Raw genomic sequence first — 19,210 nt, 5'->3', positions numbered from 1 at the left:
CACAGTGGCACTTTTCAGTCAAAACAAGATAAAAAACCTGAGCGGCTCTTTTTCCTGCCGCCCAGGTTTTTTTGCTATCTATAGATTCGAATCTTCCTCTTCCACCTCAAGCAAATCGCCGGTCCACCCCTTTGCCTTGATCCAGACATAAAATCCGACCGTCGTAAACAGGGTCAGTCCGGAAATCAACAAGAAGCCGAAAATACCTTGCTTGACCCATGGGAGAAAGTTAAAGTTCATCCCCCAAATCGCTCCGATTACGGTTGCCGGAGTGAAGATCGCGGTCATGATCGTTAAAGTCTTCATGATATCATTGCCGCGAAAAGCGGAAACGGCGTCATCAATGGAAATCAGCGTGTCTATTTCCTTCTCATAATGCTTAACAAGCCCTCTCATGCGTTCCGCCCGGTATGAAAACCGCTTGAACGGCACACTGTCGTCCATTTTATCCAGATAAGCCTCACGGGCCGCCGTGATCAACTCCATAAACGGAATGAACAGGTTAGACCAGTAAAGCAGCTCGAAGCGGGCGCTCAATATCCGGTCCATGAGATGCTTGTGGTTGCGTTTCTTCATGGTTTCTTCCACGCGGCGCAGCTTCTGTTCGAAGCGGTCCATCCCGCTATGAAAGTAATGCAGGATCGTCCGGGTTAGTACGAACAGGCCGTCGATCGGCCGTGAACAGGAATACAGCATGGCTCGATGATCCTGCTGTTCCATCACCCGGCAGGTATTTGCATCCAGATTAATGGTGATCAACGCGTTCTCACCAACAAAGAAATGCATCATTTCGCAATCACTGGTTCCATCCTTGATTTCTTCCACTACCGAATAAAGCAGGGAGCCGAATATGATCGGCTCCCTGCCGTCCGGAAATCTTACGGACAAATAATTGGATTCTACCTTCGGAAGCATGTCCAGCCATTCCGCGGCAAAAGGATAGTCATTGTTTAACTGCCGGACTTCGGGGTCGTCCCAATTCTTTACCTCAAGATCAATCCAGGACCATCCCTGGTCGATTTCGTTTACCCGAATTTTTCTCCTGTCATCCATGAAAACGGGCTCCTTCGTCGTAATAAAAACGTTAAAAAGCCGAGTTTGAATTGGACATAATCTGCTTCAGCTTCTCCGTCGCCCTCTTTTGAATCCGGGATACGCTCATTTGGGATACGCCCAGCTTCTGGGCGATAGCCCGCTGGGATTGACCCTCTTGAAAAGCAAGCAACAGTACCTGTTGCTCCTGTTCTTTGAGCTGACTGAGCGCCTGCTGCAAATCCATCCGCTTCTCAACAGTGTCGTAATCATCCGCTTCCGAACTGATCAGCTCGCCCAGGGTTGCTGCGCTTTCTTCCTGGGATAGCGGCGAATCCAAGGAAACGTAATGGTAACATTCCCTGCCGGCAAGAACTTCAACCGTTTCCTCCACGGAAAGCTCCAAGAAATCGGCGATTTCCTTAACGTCCGGGGAACGTTCCAGCTTGACGGTCAATTCGTCGATCGCCTGCTGGACCAGAGCACCCTTTTCCTTGATTCTTCTCGGAACTTGTATATACCAGGACTTGTCCCGCAAAAAGTTCTTCATATGTCCGATCATGCTCTTCATCGCATAGGGCTCAAACGGAATCCCCATTTCGATATCGTATTGCTGAAGCAGCCGGATTAGAGCCATCTGTCCTACCTGATACAAATCTTCATACAGATCGGGACGGTTGCGGGCGATCTTTCCCGCCGCCATTTTTACCATGGGTTCATACTTTTGAATCAGGACCGTTGCAATATCATTGTCCTTAGTTTGTTGATATTCCCAGATCAAGCTGGTGGATTCATTCAAAGACTCGGGGGGAGTCAATTTATCCGTCATACTTTCTCCTCGCTCTTCATTAAGCGGCGAGTCATAACCACCTTGGTTCCTTTTCCAGCGTCATTCACGACGCTGACTTCATCCATAAGCGCCTGCATGAGATAGAATCCGAGTCCGCCAATTTGGGCTTCATTCAATTCTTTATTATGCAGTGCTTGCCGTTCTCCGGCCATGCCCCACGAATCAAAGCTCTCCCCTTCATCTCTGACCGTAATGGACAATGCATCGCCTACAATTTCAAAGGTGACTTCCATCATTCCATCGCTATCTTTGTATGCGTACAAGACGGAATTATTACACGCCTCGGAAATGGCGACTTTCATATCTTCAATTTCTTCGTAGGAGAAACCCATTTTAGAAGCTACACCATACAGATTCAATCTGACTATATCGACATACTCCGCAGTCGCCGGCAAACTGATTACAACTTTTTGCACTTCGTCTATCATTGTTACTCTTTCCTTTCCTATTGGGAATTCTCCTGTGTGACAAAAAACTTAGCAATTCCGGTCATATCGAACAGTTTCTGAATTTGTTCCGGCACTTCTCTTACCAGGAAACCCGCCTGCATTCCGTGTCGTGTCTTCAATATCGACAACAGAATTCCAATGCCGGTACTGTCAATGTACTTCAAATCCTTTAAATTAAGCACCAGGTCCTGCTTGTCGTTAAGGGCCAATGGCTCCATCACCTGGCGAAAATCAGGAGCAACGGACAAGTCCAACTCACCGCGCAAAAAAACTGTGCATGTGCCGTTCTCCACTTGCGACGTAGCTGTAAACTTCTCATTTTTATTTGTATTCATAGACACTCTCTCCTGAAATATGTTTTCTTTATAAATAACCCGTCATACCGGGTCCTGAATCAACGAATCGACGATTCCGCAATAAAACTATTGCTATATTTGGATAAAATTGTCTTTATCGTGCTTAATTTTAACGGTTTGCTTACGTAATCATCCATTCCCGCTTGCAGACATTTGCTCTTAATGCCGTCCATCACGTTAGCTGTCATCGCTATGATTTTCGGTTTTCTGCCCGGTTTCTGTAGCTCACGGATCCGCTTGGTCGCTTCCAGCCCATCCATCACCGGCATTTGCAAATCCATGAATATAAAATCGTAGCCATGCGAAAGAGCCAGATCTACCGCCTGAACTCCGTCTTCCGCAATCTCTGTTTCATACCCCAGTTTCCTTAGCATACTTACCATTAAGCGCTGATTTACAGGATGATCGTCGACAACCAGCACGCGCTCTCTGTGCTCGGGATCTCCAACAAACGAAATTTCCTGCGCCGTGCAGGCCATTTCCTCTGTGTCATCCTCATACATACTTACGCAAATCGTAAAGACAAAGGTCGCTCCTTCTTCTTCCAAAGGCTCTACTCTGATCGTGCCGCCCATCATATGGACAAGGGTCTGACAAATTGCCAGACCAAGCCCGGTTCCGCCGTATTTTCTCGTCATAGACGAATCCAACTGTGAAAAAGGCTTAAATAAGCGGTCGACTTTCTCAGGCGAAATCCCGATGCCCGTATCCTTCACCGTAAATTCAAGCATGAACTTGCCATCATCCATTTCTCTGCTGGATACCACAAGATAAATACCGCCCTGTTCAGTAAATTTCATCGCATTTGCGATCAAATTAATGAGCACCTGGCGCAGCCGCCCCATATCCCCGTAAAGCAGCGCAGGAATCCGTTCATCGACAAACGAAACGAACTCAAGGCCCTTACGGCTCGCATCCAACGAAAACAGACTGCTGACTTCCTGAATCGTAGCCCTTAGCTCAAACGGGCTTTCTTCCAGCTCCATTTTTCCGGACTCCATCTTCGTAAAATCCAGGATGTCGTTGATGATCGTGACAAGCGTATCGGCGCTGCCCCGGATAATCTCGGCATATTCCTTCTGCTCGTCTTGAAGCTCCGTCTCCATCAACAGATCGATCATCCCGATAACGCCGTTCATCGGGGTACGAATTTCATGGCTCATCATAGCCAAAAATTCCGTTTTCGCCTTCGCAGCAATTTCAGCGGCTTCTTTGGCCCTTACGAGTTCCTCGTTAGCCCGTTCGAGCTCCAGCGTCTTTTGCTGCAGCAGCATACTTTGGGTTTTAAGCCGTTGATTGGTCAAATACATGTCTACGAAGCCTTCGATTTTCGATCTTAGAATTTGCGGAATAAACGGTTTTACCATGTAGTCGATTGCACCGGCGGAGTACCCCGCGAACAAATGCTCCGCCTCCTTGCTGTTGGCAGAGATGAAAATAATCGGAATATCCTTGGTCTTATCCCGGGCTTTGATCAGTTTCGCGGTTTCGATTCCGTCAAGTCCGGGCATTTGGACATCAAGCACGATTACGGCAAAATCATCCTTCAATAAAAACCTCAAAGCTTCTTCGCCCGACGTCGCCTTAATTAAATGATATTGTTCACTTTCCAGTACCGCTTCCAGGGCCATCAGGTTCTCTGGGCGGTCATCTACCAGCAAGATATGAATCGGTTCTTGGGCCCCCATGGAATCCTCCCGCATCCTTCATTTGATCTTTCGGTAAATCTTCTCCACCTTGTCTAAAGGTTCGTAGCAATCATCATAATCCGTAAAATGAATGGACTCTTTCGCTCCCAGCACAAGTACCCCAAAATGGCTTAAACTATCGTGAAACAGCGAATGAACCCGGTTCCTCAGTGTTTCATCAAAATAAATCATGACATTTCGACAAAATATAACATTAAATTCATTGAACGATTGATCGGTCGCCAGATTATGCTCGGCAAAAATAATGTTTTTGCGTAAAAAAGGCTGAAAAATTACGGAATTGTACTTTGCCGTATAATACTCGGAGAACGAGCGCGTCCCGCCCGCCTCTTGATAGTTCTTCGTATAAAGTTTCATTTTTTGAATTCCGAAAATTCCCTCTTTGGCCACCTGCAGTGATTTCCCGTTCATGTCGGTTGCATAAATCCTCGATTTATCATATAGCCCTTCCTCATGCAACAGAATGGCCATCGAATAAACCTCTTCCCCTGTAGAACAGCCGGCATGCCATATACGGATATAAGGATATGTCCTTAGCAGCGGAATTACCTTCTCCCGGAATGTCCGAAATAAGTGAGGGTCCCGGAACATCTCCGTAACCGGAATGGACAGGCTGTATACAAGACGTTGGAAACAGGCCCGATCATGCAGCACCTTTTCCTGCAAGCCTGATATGGTCGAGAGATGCTCTGCATGCACCTGGTGCCATATCCGCCTCCGCAGCGAAGGCAGGGCATAATTGCGGAAATCATAGCCGTACAAACGGTGAACCCCTTCAAGAAGCAGCTCGATTTCAAGCAACTCCCGTTCACTTTCTACAGGCTGGCTATACGATTCCATATCCGAAAACTCAGTAAATTCACTGGGTGCCATAGATTCAACTCCGATTATAATACTGAAAATCACACTACTCATTTATTGTCTTGATCTGCTTCATCATGGAAAGATGATGACTTTTTGAACAACCTCTTACAGTTCTTTTACCCTTTCTGCCGGATTACGAATACAACCATACCCGCATTAATGACAGCAATTGATCAGTCTGGATCGGTTTCTTCACATAGTCGGAAGCTCCCGCATCTATACATTTCGACCGATCGTCCTTCATGGCCTTAGCGGTCAGGGCAATAATCGGCAATTTGGCGTATTCCGGCATTTGGCGAATCTGCCGCATGGCCTCATATCCGTCCATTTCCGGCATCATCATATCCATCAGAACCATATCGATGTCATCCTGTTCTTTCAGGAAGTCGATGGCCTCCCTGCCGTTCTCCGCATAAATTACATTCATCCGATAGCCTTCAAGTACGCTGGATAAGGCGAATACATTACGCACATCGTCATCCACTAGCAAAATTTTCTTTCCTTCAAACAGCTCTTCCTTGTTATGAAGCTTCTGCAGGATCTGCCGCTTGTCCTCAGGCAAGTCCGCTTCTACGCGATGAAGGAACAATGTCGTTTCATCAAGCAATCTTTCCGGAGATTTCACGTCTTTAATAATGATCGATTCGGTATATTTACGCAGGCGCAATTCCTCCTGCTTATCAAGGTCTTTACCCGTATAAATAATGATCGGCAGATCGTTCAGATCCTCGTCATCCCGGATCTGGTCGAGCAGATCGAAGCCGGTGATATCGCTCAGCATCAGATCCAGCACCATGCAATCATAATGTTTCTCCCGCAGTTCCTGTAGCGCTTCTCCGCCGGTAGAAACCGCCGTAATTCTTACATCGTCGTGGCCGATCAGCTCGATAATGGAATTCCGCTGGACATCATCGTCTTCCACAATCAGAAGATGCTTGAGGCTCTTCTCGGTAAACGACTCGATATGGGAAAAGGCACGCTCTAGATGCTCACGTGTAGAAGGCTTGCGCAAGTAGGCGATGGCTCCCATCATAAGTCCCTGCTTTGCCTCATCGACTACAGAAATGACATGCACCGGAATATGCCTTGTAGCGGCAGTGCTTTTAAGTTCGTTCAGGATTGACCAGCCGTCCATGACCGGCAGTTGAATATCCAGAATAATCGCATCCGGCTTGTACTCCATTGCCATCTGTAATCCCTTATCCCCCTGGATCGCGATCAGGGTTTTAAAGCCATGACTGCGCGACATGTCGAGCAAAATCTTCGCAAACTGGACGTCATCCTCAATGATGAGCATGACCTTGTCGCCGGCCTCGATCAATTCACGGTCGTCATCCATCGGATTTAACGTGGTTACCGGTTCCTCAACCTGACGGACATAGGATCCCTTGCTGCTGAAGTAAGGAGCAACCGTCGCATGGGTCACCGCGGCTTCCTGGTCGGCAATAAACAATCGGGATGGAGCATCCTCCGGCAGATAGAGCGTAAAGACACTGCCCTCGCCTTCCGCGGATTTCACGGTTATTATGCCGCCGAGCAATCCAGCCAATCCTTGGCTGATCGAAAGCCCGAGTCCGGTACCGCCGTATTTGCGGCTGGTCGTGCCGTCAACCTGTTGGAAAGCTTCAAAGATAAGGTCCATTTTGTCGGCTGGAATCCCGATCCCCGAATCCTTGACGGACATTTCCAAATATCCCTTTGCAGGATCCAGAGCTGGCGGCAGCTGGTCTACAGCGGCCGTTCTGATGTTTACCGCGATCTCTCCGCGACTCGTAAACTTGAATGCATTCGAGAGCAAATTCCGAAGGATCTGCTTCACCCGATGCCCGTCCGTCTGAATTTCCTTCGGCACGTTCTCATCCATTTCGATCCGTAAGTCGATTTTGTTACGCTGCGCTACAGGACCGAAGTTTTGGTCCACGAACCGTTTAATTTCATCAAGACGGACCGTTTCCTGGTTAATTTCCATTTTGCCCGCATCGACCTTGGACAGGTCCAGAATTTCATCGATCATTTTCAATAGATCGGCGCCGGACATATGAATCGTATGTGCATATTCGATCTGTTTCTCGGTCAGATTGCTTTCCTTATTTTCATACAACAGCTGTGAAAGAATAAGCAAACTGTTGAGCGGAGTCCGCAGTTCATGAGACATATTGGCTAAAAATTCAGATTTATATTTACTTGTTACAGCCAGTTGAGCCGCATGACGTTCCAGTTCGGTCTTTGTTTTTTCGATTTCGTTATTCTTCTCTTCAACCTCTTGGACTTGTTCTTCCAAAGCACGCGTCTTGGCGATCAATTCCGTATTGAAATGCTCCAGTTCCTCCTGCTGGCGTTGCAGCAGTTCTTCGGAGCGCTTCAGCGCTACGGTCTGTTTCTCCATACTTTCATTCGACCGGCGCAGCTCTTCTTGCTGCGTTTGAAGCTCTTCCGATTGAACCTGGAGCTCCTCGGTCAACGCCTGGGATTCGCGCAGCAATTCCTCTACGCGCAGACGACGATTGATATTATTCAGTATAATACCAAGGTTTAACGCCAGCCCGGACATCAAAGTCTCTTCAAGCGGCGTAAACGGATCAAACCCGGCATACTCAACTACGCCAAGCACTTCATCTTCAAACATGATCGGGTAAATAAGAATATGATTCGGCTTGGATTCCCCAAGAGCCGATCTTACCGATACATAGTCGCTTGGAGCTTTCTCCAACGAAATCGGCTTCTTATCGAGGGCTGCCTGTCCGACCAGCCCTTCGCCGACTCTAAAGGTGTCAGGAGACTTAAGATCGTGATTACTTGCGTAGGCGCCTGCCAAATAGAGCTTATCCGGGCTCTGATCTTCATTACGGAGGTAGAGAGCTCCATATTGCGCTCCGAGCAGTGGCGTGAACTCGCTGATAAACATCTGTGAAATCTGCTCCAGTGAGTTAATTCCATGCAGCAATTCCGTAATGCGCGCAAGGTTGGAATCGACCCAGGATTGATCCATCTGCAGCTGCATATACTTTTGCTCGGCCTCCTGCTTCTCCTGTAAATCTATGGAGATTTCCTGGAAGACCTGCGCCATCTCGCCTATTTCATCCTTCGAATGGATAGGTACTTCTTTAATCGCATTGAGTTCGTTCTTTCCAAAATAACTCATCATCCGATTGACTGTATTAAATCCTCTGGATATGCTCGGAAGTATCCAAAGCACGACACCTAGACCAACCAGCAAGCCTAACGTCATAATGACGATAGCCATTTGTATAGAACGCTCGTAGGCCTCTCCGGCACTGGCTACAGCCATATCGATCTGGGCATTATAGTAATCCCGCATATCATTTAAGGAATTTAGCAAGGTATCCTGAACATTTTGCCCGGTCTCCAACCGATATTGGTTCGCGGTCTGATAGTCCTTCCGGTTCATCAGTTCAAGCACTCGCTCTTTATAGCTCTCAAAATCCGCGATAACTTTATCGGTAGTGCTTATGACGCGTTGTTCTTCAGGGGTTGTCGCCTTGCTTTTGATCAATTCATAATATTTTAAGGCGGATTTGTTCATCTCGGTCAATTTAGACAGCTGCGAAGCTGTGTATTCATCGTCTTGCTTTTGCAGCATATTCGTCAAAGTTCGAGCTATATCGTTATATTCGCCGCGCATACCGGTTGCATTCTTTATAATGAAATATTTATTGGAAGATATGTTGTCCAGTTCGCTATTCATATATTTCAGCCGATCATAGCTTGTAAATGTCAATATCAGCAGAATAACGATCAGCGAACTGAAACCTATCACCAGTTTGCTTCTAATCTTCATTCCTTGCCTTCTCCTCCTTTTAATGAGATCCACACCAGGCATTTATCATCTTCGCGTTCCTGTGGGAGATCCCCATCAAACAACACTCGCTCTGTCTCTTCCTTATTAAAAATATGGCTTCCCCGCAGCTTTTGCTCCAGGTAATCCAATTGCTCGTCCTGAGTTCCTTCCACCGCTTCGGTAAGTCCGTCGGTATAAAGGACGAGATGTCCGTCGCCTTCATAATAAATCGTCTGGGTCGTAGCTTCGATTTTGTCGAACAGCCCGACCGGCGGGCATACGGCGTTCAACTTAACGACAGGGTTATCCTGCTGGTAAAATAGCGCTGGAGGATGTCCTGCATTGACGTAATCGATTTTCTTATATCTTGTGTCTACCACCAGGTAAATGGCCGTAAAATAGTATTGGACAAGCTGACTGTCGATGTACAGCAGATTGAATCTCCGGTTCAGTTCCTGAATAACCTTTTCCGGTTCTACATAGGTACTGACGGTGTCTTTCAGGACGGAGGCAATAAACATGCAGAATAAAGACGAGGAGATGCCATGGCCCATCATATCAAGCAATATAACCCCGTATCTGCCTTCGCCGAGCGGATACCAGGAATACAAATCGCCCGCGAGTTCAAATGAGGGCTTATAGAGTGCGTCGATTTCAAAAAGAGGATCCTGAATCGGTGAGCTTAAGACGGCATTCTGAATCATAGCAGCCAGCTTTAATTCTTCCTGGATTCTCTGATCCCGTTCCTTATGCCAGTCTTTCTCTTGCTTCAGCCGCAAAGCAAGCCTTATTCTTGCCATCAGTTCCACTTTATTGATCGGCTTTGTCACATAGTCGACAGCACCGGCATCGAGCGCTTCAGCCAGTTTTTTCGAATCCCCTACCGCGGTTACCATAATGATAGGAATATCTTTCAAATTTTCATATTGCTGCAACAGACGGCAGGCTTCAATTCCGTCCATCTCCGGCATCATCATATCCAGCAAAATCAGGTCAATATCGGAGACCCCGGTTTCCGTGAACAGCCCCGGAGTTTCAACCCCTAATCGCTCAAACATTTCATGAGCGGATGAAACAGCTGCTGTATCCCGATAATCCTCCTTTTTCAATATTTCCCGAATAATTATGATATTTGTTGGATTGTCGTCAACGATTAAAATTCTCATACAACTCTCCTTAATCATTTTAAATAATAACGGAATCTTTCCTTCCATTTAGGATAACATGTTTCGGGCTTTTATCGACACAAAATGACGATTTTCTTCCTGTTTAGTCAAGATTTGCATCCTCCTCCAAAAACATAGATAAGGAATGGGGCATTTCTCCCATTCCTTATCTATGTTTTTGATGTATCGGACCCTAATAGCCCAGCTTAAATAAATCAGTCGGTTCTTCTGGCGATGACCAGCACTTTTCCAAGATCCAATTCTTTTTCATAGAACGCCGCCTCGGTTTCCGTAAAACCAAGCGAAACGATTTTTGCCCGCAACTCATCACCCCGGGACCGGAATAAGTTGGCGATTGCCGCAAACATACCCTCTTCTTTAATCCCAATTTCATTAGCGTTGGCCGCTTCCGCAATTCTGTCGCTTCGATCCTGATCGTGTGCCAGTACGAAAATATCCTCGGCTGAATATCCGGTGGAGTGAAGCTCTTGGACGGTCTCAACAGCCTGTACACCGTTTTGGACTACTTTGGCATATGATTTGTTGTCGATCGTGCTCATGATACCACGCTCCTTGTTATTGATTTACGTAAGACGAAAGTCAAAATCTAGAGTATATTACCCTAGATGCATTTTTTTGAATCAGTTATTATTGATAATTCCCTGATATAGATTTACGAGGCCGCATCATCAAACAGGTCGACACCTGTCACCTTTCCCGACAAAGGATCTCTGTAGACCTTAAGCGCTGCATTTCCCCGGATATAAACATCCCCGTCTTCCGCCACAAAATCCGGTTCCCCGAAATAGTGACGGAGCCAAACCTCTTGCAACGGAATCGATATCCCGTTTAAAGACATTTTTTCCGGAGACGGACCGGTATGCACGTAATAAACAAGGCCTTCATATAGACCAATCGTCAGGCCGTCATAACGGAATTCCGTATAGCCGGTATAAGGATCCTTATCTGCTGAATCCGGCTCTCCCTTTTTAGACAGGACACTCTTGTAGTCGTCATACAGGGTAATTCCATCCATGGAGTCGAAGGAATCCATAGAGGTGATCTTTCCCCAAGTATCGTCCGCCGCTTGGGCCGGAAACGAGGGTTGCCAAAGAGCAAGGCGGGCTGTAGACGGCACCGGTAAATCGGCAGTCGCCTGCATTCCGCCGGCAAAGGGGGAAAGAAGTCCCAACAGCAGCAACAGTGCATTCAACATATTTCTCACCCTTCCTGAAGTTTGCATACCTCCGGCAATTCCCTTGCGTTTCCGTGCGGACCCTGCCGCAGCGCTGAATCATTTAGATTCTATGTACCGTTCTTAATTAAGAGCGGTACTTTTGCCAAATCCCGGCGGCGACGTCTACCCATTTCATCCATCCCGGAGGTTGAGTTGCGGGTTTGGGCGTTTCATATGGTAAAGCATAGGCCCGCATTTCTTCGGGCGTCTGCGCTACCGCAGGCTGGGTCTTTGCAGCTTCGGAGACCTTGGGATGCTTAGGCTTAGGCGGGCTTTTAATTCTGTCAATAAAAGCCGTGGAAACCTGCTTGGCGGCCAGAGTGACCTCATTCAGCACATCCCCGACATTTTTAACCGATTCGAGCACCGGATCGATTTGCTCCATTTTATGCTGCAAATCTCCCGTAATGTCGTTAGCTTGCCTAACCACATTTTTAACTTCATAACTTAGCTCATCGATAGTCTTCTGGACTTCCTGCAGGGTTTGGGTCGTTTTATCCAACGACTTTTCCGCTGCTTTAAGGGTTTTAATTAGAAATACAACTAGTACGGCAAATGCTACGGCTATAAGTGCAACGCTTATTTCCCAGATCATTCCGTTCCCTCTCTTTCTGTAAAGGATTCATCGTTCAATACTCCTTAGTTACCCTAAGCCATAAGGCCCGAAACAAGCGCCAGGAGCGCTCTCCCGAAGGAAATTATTGTTCTGTTTCAAGCCAAAATACCCGGGTTAATTAAGGCTACGAGCGAAGCGTTTCACTCAGGCTTCTGCCCTCCGCATAGGCAGATAGCCGGTCATGGAGAACGCTCGGTAAGTGCACCCTCAGTTACACTATACAATAATTTAATATGAAGGGAAGATGATTACCATGTTGAAATGGTCTATGATTTTTCTGGTTGTAGCTTTGATCGCCGGCATCTTCGGGTTCTTCAATATTGTGGCCGCAGCCGCCTCGATCGCCAAAGTTCTGTTCTTCATATTCCTGGTCCTATTCGTAATCTCGTTGTTTACAGGAAGAAGACGCTCATTGTAACCTGCTGATTCTCTTTCGAATCAAAAAAACAGCAAGCCTCCATTTACTTGGGGCTTGCTGTTTTTTTGATTCTTTTGAATTTTAGTTTGTGATGCTACAACAGATCCAAATATCTGGCGACTTCGATCCAATCCAGCTTAAAGCTGATTCGGAGCGCCTTCTCCTGGAAGTTCACCTCTTTAACCTTCACAACCTCGGGGAGATACTGGCCTAAATCAATGGAAATAGGCTCAAGTCCGAAATTTGCCGGAGGAAATGAGAATCGACGGATCGACAAAGTCTCCGGAACAAGCAGCAGCTTCCCTGAGGAATATTCCATTAGATACCCGGCCTCCACGCTCGCTTCAATCGCTCCCCAAGCAACATTTAAATCGGCCGTAAGCCGATTTCCGTTCAAACGAAACTCGGCCCCTGTAACATTTACCGGAAGCTCTTGTTCCGCAACATATTGATTCAGCTCTTTCTTCGCCAACTGATTAAGCTCAGATTCCGAAAGATTCAGCGCCGGTTGACGGGTCTCCGCCATAACAAGCAGCTTCTCCTTCCAGTCTATCGAGGAGTATCGTAAATCAAGGCTTTTTGCAGGACGGATATACAACACTAGGGCTACCAGCAAAACCACGATCAACAAAAGTACAAAGCCGACGAACAGCCTGCGTTTTCCCATCGGAAGCTCCCTCCTTTAACAGATATTTTTGAAGTTACTAAAAAAAATAAACTGGAAAATGATTCTTAGGTAGCTTGACTGTTTATTACATGTATACGAACACATTACAATCCGATTGAAGGAGGAAACACATTATGAAAAAGCTAGCAGCCCTTTCCGCATCCGTTATTCTTACCGCCGCTTTTGCTACGGCAGTATCCGCAGATCCTGTCGTTGAGCCCGTTGCCCCTGTAGTCGAGGAGCCTATCGTTGAGGCCGCAGATGTCATCATCGCACCGAATCCGGTAACGCTTAAGGAAATCACTTATTTCTATAATAACCCTAACGGCGTGGCGTTGAGCGCATTAGCGCCGCAGGATGTACATCCTACCGGCCAAACGGTCGATGACTGGGTAGAAATTTACACTTGGCTCGGCAAAGCTTGGATTTACATCCCAGGCTACGTTCCAACCTACTTCTAAATGTATAACAACATCGCTCCGCAGGCAAAGGGCTCTCCCTCATCCTGCGGAGCGATTTTTATTAGAAAGAACATATAGACTTATTTAAGCACGCTTCCCCCATAGAGGAAACGGTATTTCCACGAACCATCCAACTTATCGATTCGTACTCCGCCTGAGCTTGAAGAGTAGGTATGAAGCATTTGACCATTGCCAAGATAAATAGATACATGCGTAATTCGTTGGTTGTTCGGGTCAATGTTTTGATAAGAAGAGGCCTTTGAACCTCTATACTCCATGAAGAACACCAAATCGCCCGCCTTCAAACTCCCGGTATCATATACGGCCGTCCCGTTATCGCGAATCCATGTCCCTTGCTTGCGGGAATCGGCGGGAAGCACGATCCCGAGCGCATCGCGGTATGCCTGGCGAACGAAATCGGAGCAATCGAAAGTCGTTGTCGTGTTTCGATCGGACCCATATTCATACGGGGTGCCAAGATATTTTTTACCCGCCTTGATTACGAGATCCACCTTAGCCTGAAGAGATGAAGGCAGTTCCGGTTTCGGTGTCGGGGCAGGCGCTGGAGACGGTCCGGCCACCTTACCGCTGATTTCCAAGTATTTATCCGAAGTGCTGACATAACCCGTCTTGCCTTTCTCGGTAACTACTTTGTAAAAATAATCGTTGCTCCGCTCCAGAACCGTAACGTTAGTTCCTTTGCTGAGCATGCCAAGTATTTTCCCCGAGGTAGAGGGTTGATCCCTCAGATTAACGCCGAAAACGACAACCCCTGCGGTTCCTTGCCCCCCTCCGTTAGGAGTCGTGGCTGCTTGGCCAACGCTTATGTATTTCTCCGAAGCGCTGACATATCCTGTTGCTCCATCCTGACTTTTAACCTTATAAAAATAATCGCTGCTTCGCTCCAAAATCGTTACATCCGTACCTTTTTTCAGAAATCCGACCACGTTGCCGGAAAGCGAAGGCTTATCGCGTAAATTTACACCGTTTTCAATATGTCCTTTGAGTACGCTTTGAACCGACTGGGCTGCAGCCGATACCTGTCTTGGTATTGATGTATAAGAGCTAAGTAATACAGCACTCATCGCTAATACGGCAATGCTTCGTTTCATGTTGTGCCTCCTTGAAGATAATCTTGGTGTCTATAGGCTAATCTTGTGTCGTTCCCCCTTTCTTTGGGCTTCCTCCCATTATAGCCCATGTCGAAGTTTGTCTAAATCCGTCGATTCTCACAGTTATCAAGCTATCGTCCTACAATCTGCCTAGTACCTGAGCAACAAAAGAGGCCCTATTCCCTATTGGGAATGGGCCTCAAAACTCGTTTGCGCATACCGAAAAACCGCCAGAGCAAGTCTGCCGGTTTCCATCCAACTTATGGTTAGTCTTTTGAACTAGCTTACTACAATGACTACGAATTAACGGGTTCAGCCGATTTCGGCTCCACATGAACATGTACGTGCATTACATTTTGGGTCTTTCTCATTCGTTCTTCTACCCGATCACTGATATGATGGCTTTCAATGACGGATAATTGCGGATCAACCTCAATGACGACATCGACGAGCACATGGTTTCCATGCACGCGGGCCTTTAAATCTTTGATCCCTTCCACACCTTGAATTCTCGCAATCGTCCCCCGCAGGTCGCTGAGCTCTTTCTCATCGAATCCGTCGGTCAAGCTGTGAGTAGAATCCCGGAAAATTTCCCAAGCCGTCTTGCAGATCAGCAACCCTACCAAAACAGCGGCGACTCCGTCCAGCCAAGGGAGTCCGAACTGGGCCCCGACGATTCCGACCGCAGCACCCACGCTGACCATAGCATCCGACAAATTGTCTTTGGCGGCAGCCATCAATGCTTGGTTATTAATCTGCTTGGCCAATTTCCGGTTATACGCATAAACACCGCCCATGGCTACGGCAGAAATAAGCGCCACTCCGGCGGATAATATATCAGGCTCGGTATGCTGTCCTTCAATCAATGAGCGCACTGCGCTAATAATGACCTGAATACCGACCATAGCCATAATAAATGAAGCCACCAACGCAGCGATGGTCTCGGCCCGTAAATGGCCGTATGCGTGATCCGAATCCGGCGGTTTCTGTGAAATACGCAGTCCGATCAACACCGCTACCGAAGCTACAATGTCCGTAAGATTATTAAAACCGTCCGCCAATAACGCGCTTGAGGCGAAAAAGTAACCGCTGATCAATTTAAAGGCGGTCAGCACTAAATAGGCCGTAATGCTGACCCAGGCTCCCCGTTCTCCTTTGCGTATATCATCATAGATATCCAAGCATTTGCACCTCCAGCTCTCTCCCCAACATGAAGTTTTCAAAGTCGTTCCATCATAGTAGCAAACAGAATCCGTGTAAGTCCAGAGAAACAGTGTTGCACTAGGCAAAAGCAACCCCTGATCATTATTCCCGTTGTACGGATATTTAAAAACGTTTAAAATAGGAACAAGCCCCCTTCAATATGAGGAGATGATCATGATGACGGAAAATAACGAACCCCGTAAAATCGACCTGGCCGAAGCTATGCGCCAGAAGCTGCAGCAAAAAAAACAGCAACAACAAAATTCGGGCAAACCGGGAATGCAGGGTAACCAGCAGACCAAGGCGCTAAAAAGTCAAAACAACAAAAAACCGAATAACCAGCGCCGGCGGACCGGAGGCTCGTAGGCCCCGTCCCCGAACAAAAACAAGCCGCGGCTGTCTATCGACAGCTGCGGCTTGTTCGTTGTTGCTATGAAAAAAGCTATGCTTATACTTCTTCCGGATACATGGTCTTGCGCAGGTTTTGAATTTCTTCGCTCTCCAGGTATTCGTCGTAGGTCATAACGCGGTCAATGATGCCGTTCGGCGTAATCTCGATAATCCGGTTGGCAATCGTCTGGATAAACTGATGGTCATGAGACGTAAATAGAATCGTTCCGTCAAAATCGATCAGACCGTTGTTAAGCGCCGTAATGGATTCGAGATCCAGATGGTTCGTAGGCTCGTCGAAGATAAGTACGTTCGCGCCATTCAGCATCATTTTGGCCAGCATACAACGGACCTTCTCTCCCCCGGACAGCACGCTTGCTTTCTTGAGCGCCTCTTCCCCGGCAAACAGCATCCGTCCCAGGAAGCCGCGCAGGAAGGTTTCGTCCTGGTCTTTGGAATATTGGCGCAGCCAATCCACCAGATTGATGTCTACCCCGTCAAAATAGCTTGAGTTATCTTTAGGGAAATAAGCCTGGGAAGTCGTTACGCCCCAGCTGTACTCGCCCGCTTCGGCTTCAAGCTCGCCCATGATAACTTGGAACAACGTCGTCTTCGGCAAGGAATGAGGCCCTACAAATGCTATTTTATCGCCTTTGTTTACCACGAAGCTAAGATTATCCAGCACTTTCTCGCCGTCCAAGCTCTTGGTCACGCCATCGATCGTAAGCAGCTGCTTGCCCGCTTCGCGCTCCGCCTTAAAGTGCAAGAACGGATATTTTCGGTTGGAAGGACGAATGTCTTCCAGCGTAATTTTATCCAACTGCTTTTTCCGGGATGTCGCCTGTTTGGATTTGGAAGCATTCGCCGAGAAGCGCTGAATGAAGGCTTGCAGCTCCTTGATCTTCTCTTCCTTCTTCTTATTGGCGTCCCGCTGTAACGTCAGGGCCAATTGGCTGGATTCATACCAGAAGTCGTAGTTACCGACATACATCTGAATTTTGCCGAAGTCGATATCGGCAATATGCGTGCACACCTTGTTCAGGAAGTGACGGTCATGGGATACCACAATAACGGTACCTTCATAATCCATAAGGAAGTTCTCCAGCCACTGGATCGACTCGAGGTCCAAATGGTTCGTAGGCTCGTCAAGCAGCAAATTGTTCGGACGTCCGAACAGCGCTTGGGCAAGGAGTACACGAACCTTCTCGTTACCGCTGAGCTCCGCCATTTTCTTGTCGTGCAAATCACGCGGAATACCAAGACCGATCAGCAATGCCGCAGCGTCCGGCTCAGCGTCCCAGCCGTTCAATTCGGCAAATTCGCCTTCCAGTTCACCGGCACGCATACCGTCCTCTTCCGAGAAATCGGACTTCGCATACAGGGCGTCCTTCTCTTTCATAATAGAATAGAGACGCGAATGGCCCATAATGACTGTTTCCAGAACCGCGAATTCGTCGTATTCGTAATGGTTCTGTTTCAAGACAGCAAGACGTTCGCCAGGAGTCATGCTCACTTCGCCTTGGTTGGCTTCAATCTCGCCGGACAAAATTTTAAGGAAGGTCGACTTCCCCGCTCCGTTGGCACCGATAAGTCCGTAGCAGTTTCCCGGGGTAAACTTTATATTTACATCTTCGAAAAGTGCCCGTTTTCCGTAGCGGAGCGTTACACCATTTGTACTGATCATTTAAATAATCCCATCCTTTATGAGTTATCACGCTTCTGGCTCAATATTATAGCACATATCGTCCGGTAAGTTGAGTCATCCTAATAACTAGCACTTGAAAAAGCCACCTAAACTGAATTCTCCCCGTTCTCCAGTAATAACTTCGTATATGAACCAAACCTTTCCGGCACTACCCTGTTGCGTGGATGGATTAACGTGGGGAGGTAGTTGTGAGGTAGTGTGTGAGGCGCGCGAGTTACGTTTGGGATAGAACCTAAAAATTAACTGGATTTTCTACAGCTAATTTGCTCCGTACAGAGCATCAGGAACATTTAACTGTAAAACCTACAGCTAATTTCGCCGATACCGCTTAATTTGACTAAAAACTAGAGAATTAACTGTAGGTTTTGCAGCTAATCGGAGAAAAACGAGGTTTTTATATAAATTAACTGTAGGATTTACAGTTAATTCGGGGAGGCTGGCTGGCGCTTGGCGCGATGAAAAGCAGCCAACACCATGGAGAATGGCGAAAGTTACTAGGTTGGCGACACGTCGATTAGAAGTGGATATGGTGTGGAGCCGGCGAATGGGAAGCAATATAGCGGTCTTATATAGCAGTCTTATATAACGATCTTACTTGGGCGGGCTAATGTCCCCGGCTAACAAGGAGCGAAGAAGTACATTGGCAAGTTGGATGGATAGATATGGTGAGGTCTTGTTTGAGGTAGTTATGAGGTGTGTGACGTAGTGTGGTGACGTAGTGTGTGGCGTAGTGTGTGACGTAGTGTGTGACGTAGTGTGTGACGTAGTGTGTGACGTAGTGTGTGACGTAGTTTGTGACGTAGTTTGTGGCGTAGTGTGGTGACGTAGTTTGTGACGTAGTTTGTGACGTAGTGTGGTGACGTAGTGTGTGGCGTAGTGTGTGGCGTAGTGTGTGACGTAGTGTGTGACGTAGTGTGTGACGTAGTGTGTGGCGTGTGTGACGTTGTGTGTAAAGCGTGCGAGTTACATTTGGGATAGCACCAAAAATTAACTGGATTTTCTACAGCTAATTTGCTCCATACAGACCATCAGAATCATTTAACTGCAAAAATGCTCTTCTGTCAATAAAGTGGACACTCTTAAGCCGCAACTTGGTAGTACAGCTGTTCAAAGCGCACCGGTGACATGTAACCAATTGTGCTATTTGAGCGCTTGCGGTTGTAAAAGAACTCAATG

General features: G+C 47.3%; 18 protein-coding genes. 3 read left to right on the top strand and 15 right to left on the bottom strand.

Translation table 11 applies throughout. The annotated features are described in order from the left end of the window. Positions 1 to 78: 78 nt before the first annotated feature. The 11 genes from KB559_RS24500 to KB559_RS24450 form a co-directional block, all read right to left on the bottom strand. Entirely contained in the window at positions 79 to 1,053 is a 975-nt protein-coding gene (locus KB559_RS24500; protein ID WP_211026062.1) for a magnesium transporter CorA family protein, read from the bottom strand. A gap of 31 nt (positions 1,054 to 1,084) precedes the next feature. Beyond that, entirely contained in the window at positions 1,085 to 1,861 is a 777-nt protein-coding gene (locus tag KB559_RS24495) for a sigma-70 family RNA polymerase sigma factor (RefSeq protein WP_211026060.1), read from the bottom strand. Continuing rightward, positions 1,858 to 2,310 carry an anti-sigma B factor RsbW gene (gene rsbW, locus KB559_RS24490; protein ID WP_211026058.1) on the bottom strand — a complete coding sequence of 151 codons (453 nt, stop codon included), beginning with the start codon at positions 2,308 to 2,310 and terminating at the stop codon, positions 1,858 to 1,860. Before rsbW ends, KB559_RS24495 begins: the two co-directional genes overlap by 4 nt. Before the next feature lie 17 nt (positions 2,311 to 2,327). Further along, on the bottom strand, positions 2,328 to 2,666 hold the full coding sequence (locus KB559_RS24485) for an STAS domain-containing protein (RefSeq protein ID WP_211026056.1): 339 nt from the start codon (positions 2,664 to 2,666) through the stop codon (positions 2,328 to 2,330). A gap of 59 nt (positions 2,667 to 2,725) precedes the next feature. Beyond that, positions 2,726 to 4,375 carry a response regulator gene (locus tag KB559_RS24480; RefSeq protein WP_211026054.1) on the bottom strand — a complete coding sequence of 550 codons (1,650 nt, stop codon included), beginning with the start codon at positions 4,373 to 4,375 and terminating at the stop codon, positions 2,726 to 2,728. A gap of 18 nt (positions 4,376 to 4,393) precedes the next feature. Next, entirely contained in the window at positions 4,394 to 5,269 is an 876-nt protein-coding gene (locus tag KB559_RS24475; RefSeq protein ID WP_481856480.1) for a CheR family methyltransferase, read from the bottom strand. A gap of 124 nt (positions 5,270 to 5,393) precedes the next feature. Further along, the gene (locus tag KB559_RS24470) at positions 5,394 to 9,059 is read right to left on the bottom strand and encodes a response regulator (protein WP_211026052.1); all 3,666 of its coding nucleotides are present in this window, start codon (positions 9,057 to 9,059) and stop codon (positions 5,394 to 5,396) included. Beyond that, positions 9,056 to 10,225: a PP2C family protein-serine/threonine phosphatase gene (locus tag KB559_RS24465; protein ID WP_211026050.1), complete on the bottom strand. Its 1,170-nt coding sequence runs from the start codon at positions 10,223 to 10,225 to the stop codon at positions 9,056 to 9,058. The genes KB559_RS24470 and KB559_RS24465 overlap by 4 nt, the downstream gene beginning before the upstream one ends. A gap of 215 nt (positions 10,226 to 10,440) precedes the next feature. Continuing rightward, the gene (locus KB559_RS24460; protein WP_211026048.1) at positions 10,441 to 10,785 is read right to left on the bottom strand and encodes a YflT domain-containing protein; all 345 of its coding nucleotides are present in this window, start codon (positions 10,783 to 10,785) and stop codon (positions 10,441 to 10,443) included. Positions 10,786 to 10,898: 113 nt separating this feature from the next. After that, positions 10,899 to 11,441 carry a hypothetical protein gene (locus tag KB559_RS24455; RefSeq protein WP_211026046.1) on the bottom strand — a complete coding sequence of 181 codons (543 nt, stop codon included), beginning with the start codon at positions 11,439 to 11,441 and terminating at the stop codon, positions 10,899 to 10,901. A gap of 106 nt (positions 11,442 to 11,547) precedes the next feature. Further along, complete coding sequence (locus KB559_RS24450; RefSeq protein ID WP_211026044.1) at positions 11,548 to 12,057, bottom strand: DUF948 domain-containing protein; 510 nt, start codon at positions 12,055 to 12,057, stop codon at positions 11,548 to 11,550. A gap of 274 nt (positions 12,058 to 12,331) precedes the next feature. Between KB559_RS24450 and KB559_RS24445 the strand changes: the two genes are divergently transcribed. Beyond that, on the top strand, positions 12,332 to 12,496 hold the full coding sequence (locus KB559_RS24445) for a DUF1328 domain-containing protein (RefSeq protein ID WP_211026042.1): 165 nt from the start codon (positions 12,332 to 12,334) through the stop codon (positions 12,494 to 12,496). Between the two features lie 94 nt (positions 12,497 to 12,590). Here KB559_RS24445 and KB559_RS24440 read toward each other — a convergent pair whose 3' ends face one another. Further along, complete coding sequence (locus KB559_RS24440; protein ID WP_211026040.1) at positions 12,591 to 13,163, bottom strand: hypothetical protein; 573 nt, start codon at positions 13,161 to 13,163, stop codon at positions 12,591 to 12,593. A gap of 134 nt (positions 13,164 to 13,297) precedes the next feature. Between KB559_RS24440 and KB559_RS24435 the strand changes: the two genes are divergently transcribed. Continuing rightward, a complete protein-coding gene (locus KB559_RS24435; protein WP_211026038.1) occupies positions 13,298 to 13,624 on the top strand; it encodes a hypothetical protein in 327 nt (108 codons plus the stop codon). Between the two features lie 80 nt (positions 13,625 to 13,704). On the opposite strand, the gene KB559_RS24430 is transcribed toward KB559_RS24435, so the two are convergent. Further along, positions 13,705 to 14,736: a C40 family peptidase gene (locus KB559_RS24430; protein ID WP_211026036.1), complete on the bottom strand. Its 1,032-nt coding sequence runs from the start codon at positions 14,734 to 14,736 to the stop codon at positions 13,705 to 13,707. A 296-nt stretch (positions 14,737 to 15,032) separates the two neighbouring features. After that, positions 15,033 to 15,917 carry a cation diffusion facilitator family transporter gene (locus tag KB559_RS24425; protein ID WP_211026034.1) on the bottom strand — a complete coding sequence of 295 codons (885 nt, stop codon included), beginning with the start codon at positions 15,915 to 15,917 and terminating at the stop codon, positions 15,033 to 15,035. 199 nt (positions 15,918 to 16,116) lie between these two features. Here KB559_RS24425 and KB559_RS24420 point away from each other — a divergent pair, with 199 nt between their 5' ends. Continuing rightward, positions 16,117 to 16,305, top strand: a complete 189-nt coding sequence (locus KB559_RS24420) for a hypothetical protein (protein ID WP_211026032.1) — start codon at positions 16,117 to 16,119, stop codon at positions 16,303 to 16,305. Positions 16,306 to 16,387: 82 nt separating this feature from the next. On the opposite strand, the gene KB559_RS24415 is transcribed toward KB559_RS24420, so the two are convergent. Then, positions 16,388 to 18,013: an ABC-F family ATP-binding cassette domain-containing protein gene (locus KB559_RS24415; RefSeq protein ID WP_211026030.1), complete on the bottom strand. Its 1,626-nt coding sequence runs from the start codon at positions 18,011 to 18,013 to the stop codon at positions 16,388 to 16,390. Positions 18,014 to 19,210 lie beyond the last annotated feature (1,197 nt).

The organism is Paenibacillus sp. Marseille-P2973 (assembly GCF_018101095.1).
In the GTDB taxonomy this organism is placed as follows: domain Bacteria; phylum Bacillota; class Bacilli; order Paenibacillales; family Paenibacillaceae; genus Fontibacillus; species Fontibacillus vini.
This window is presented reverse-complemented; position numbering and strand designations above follow the sequence as displayed.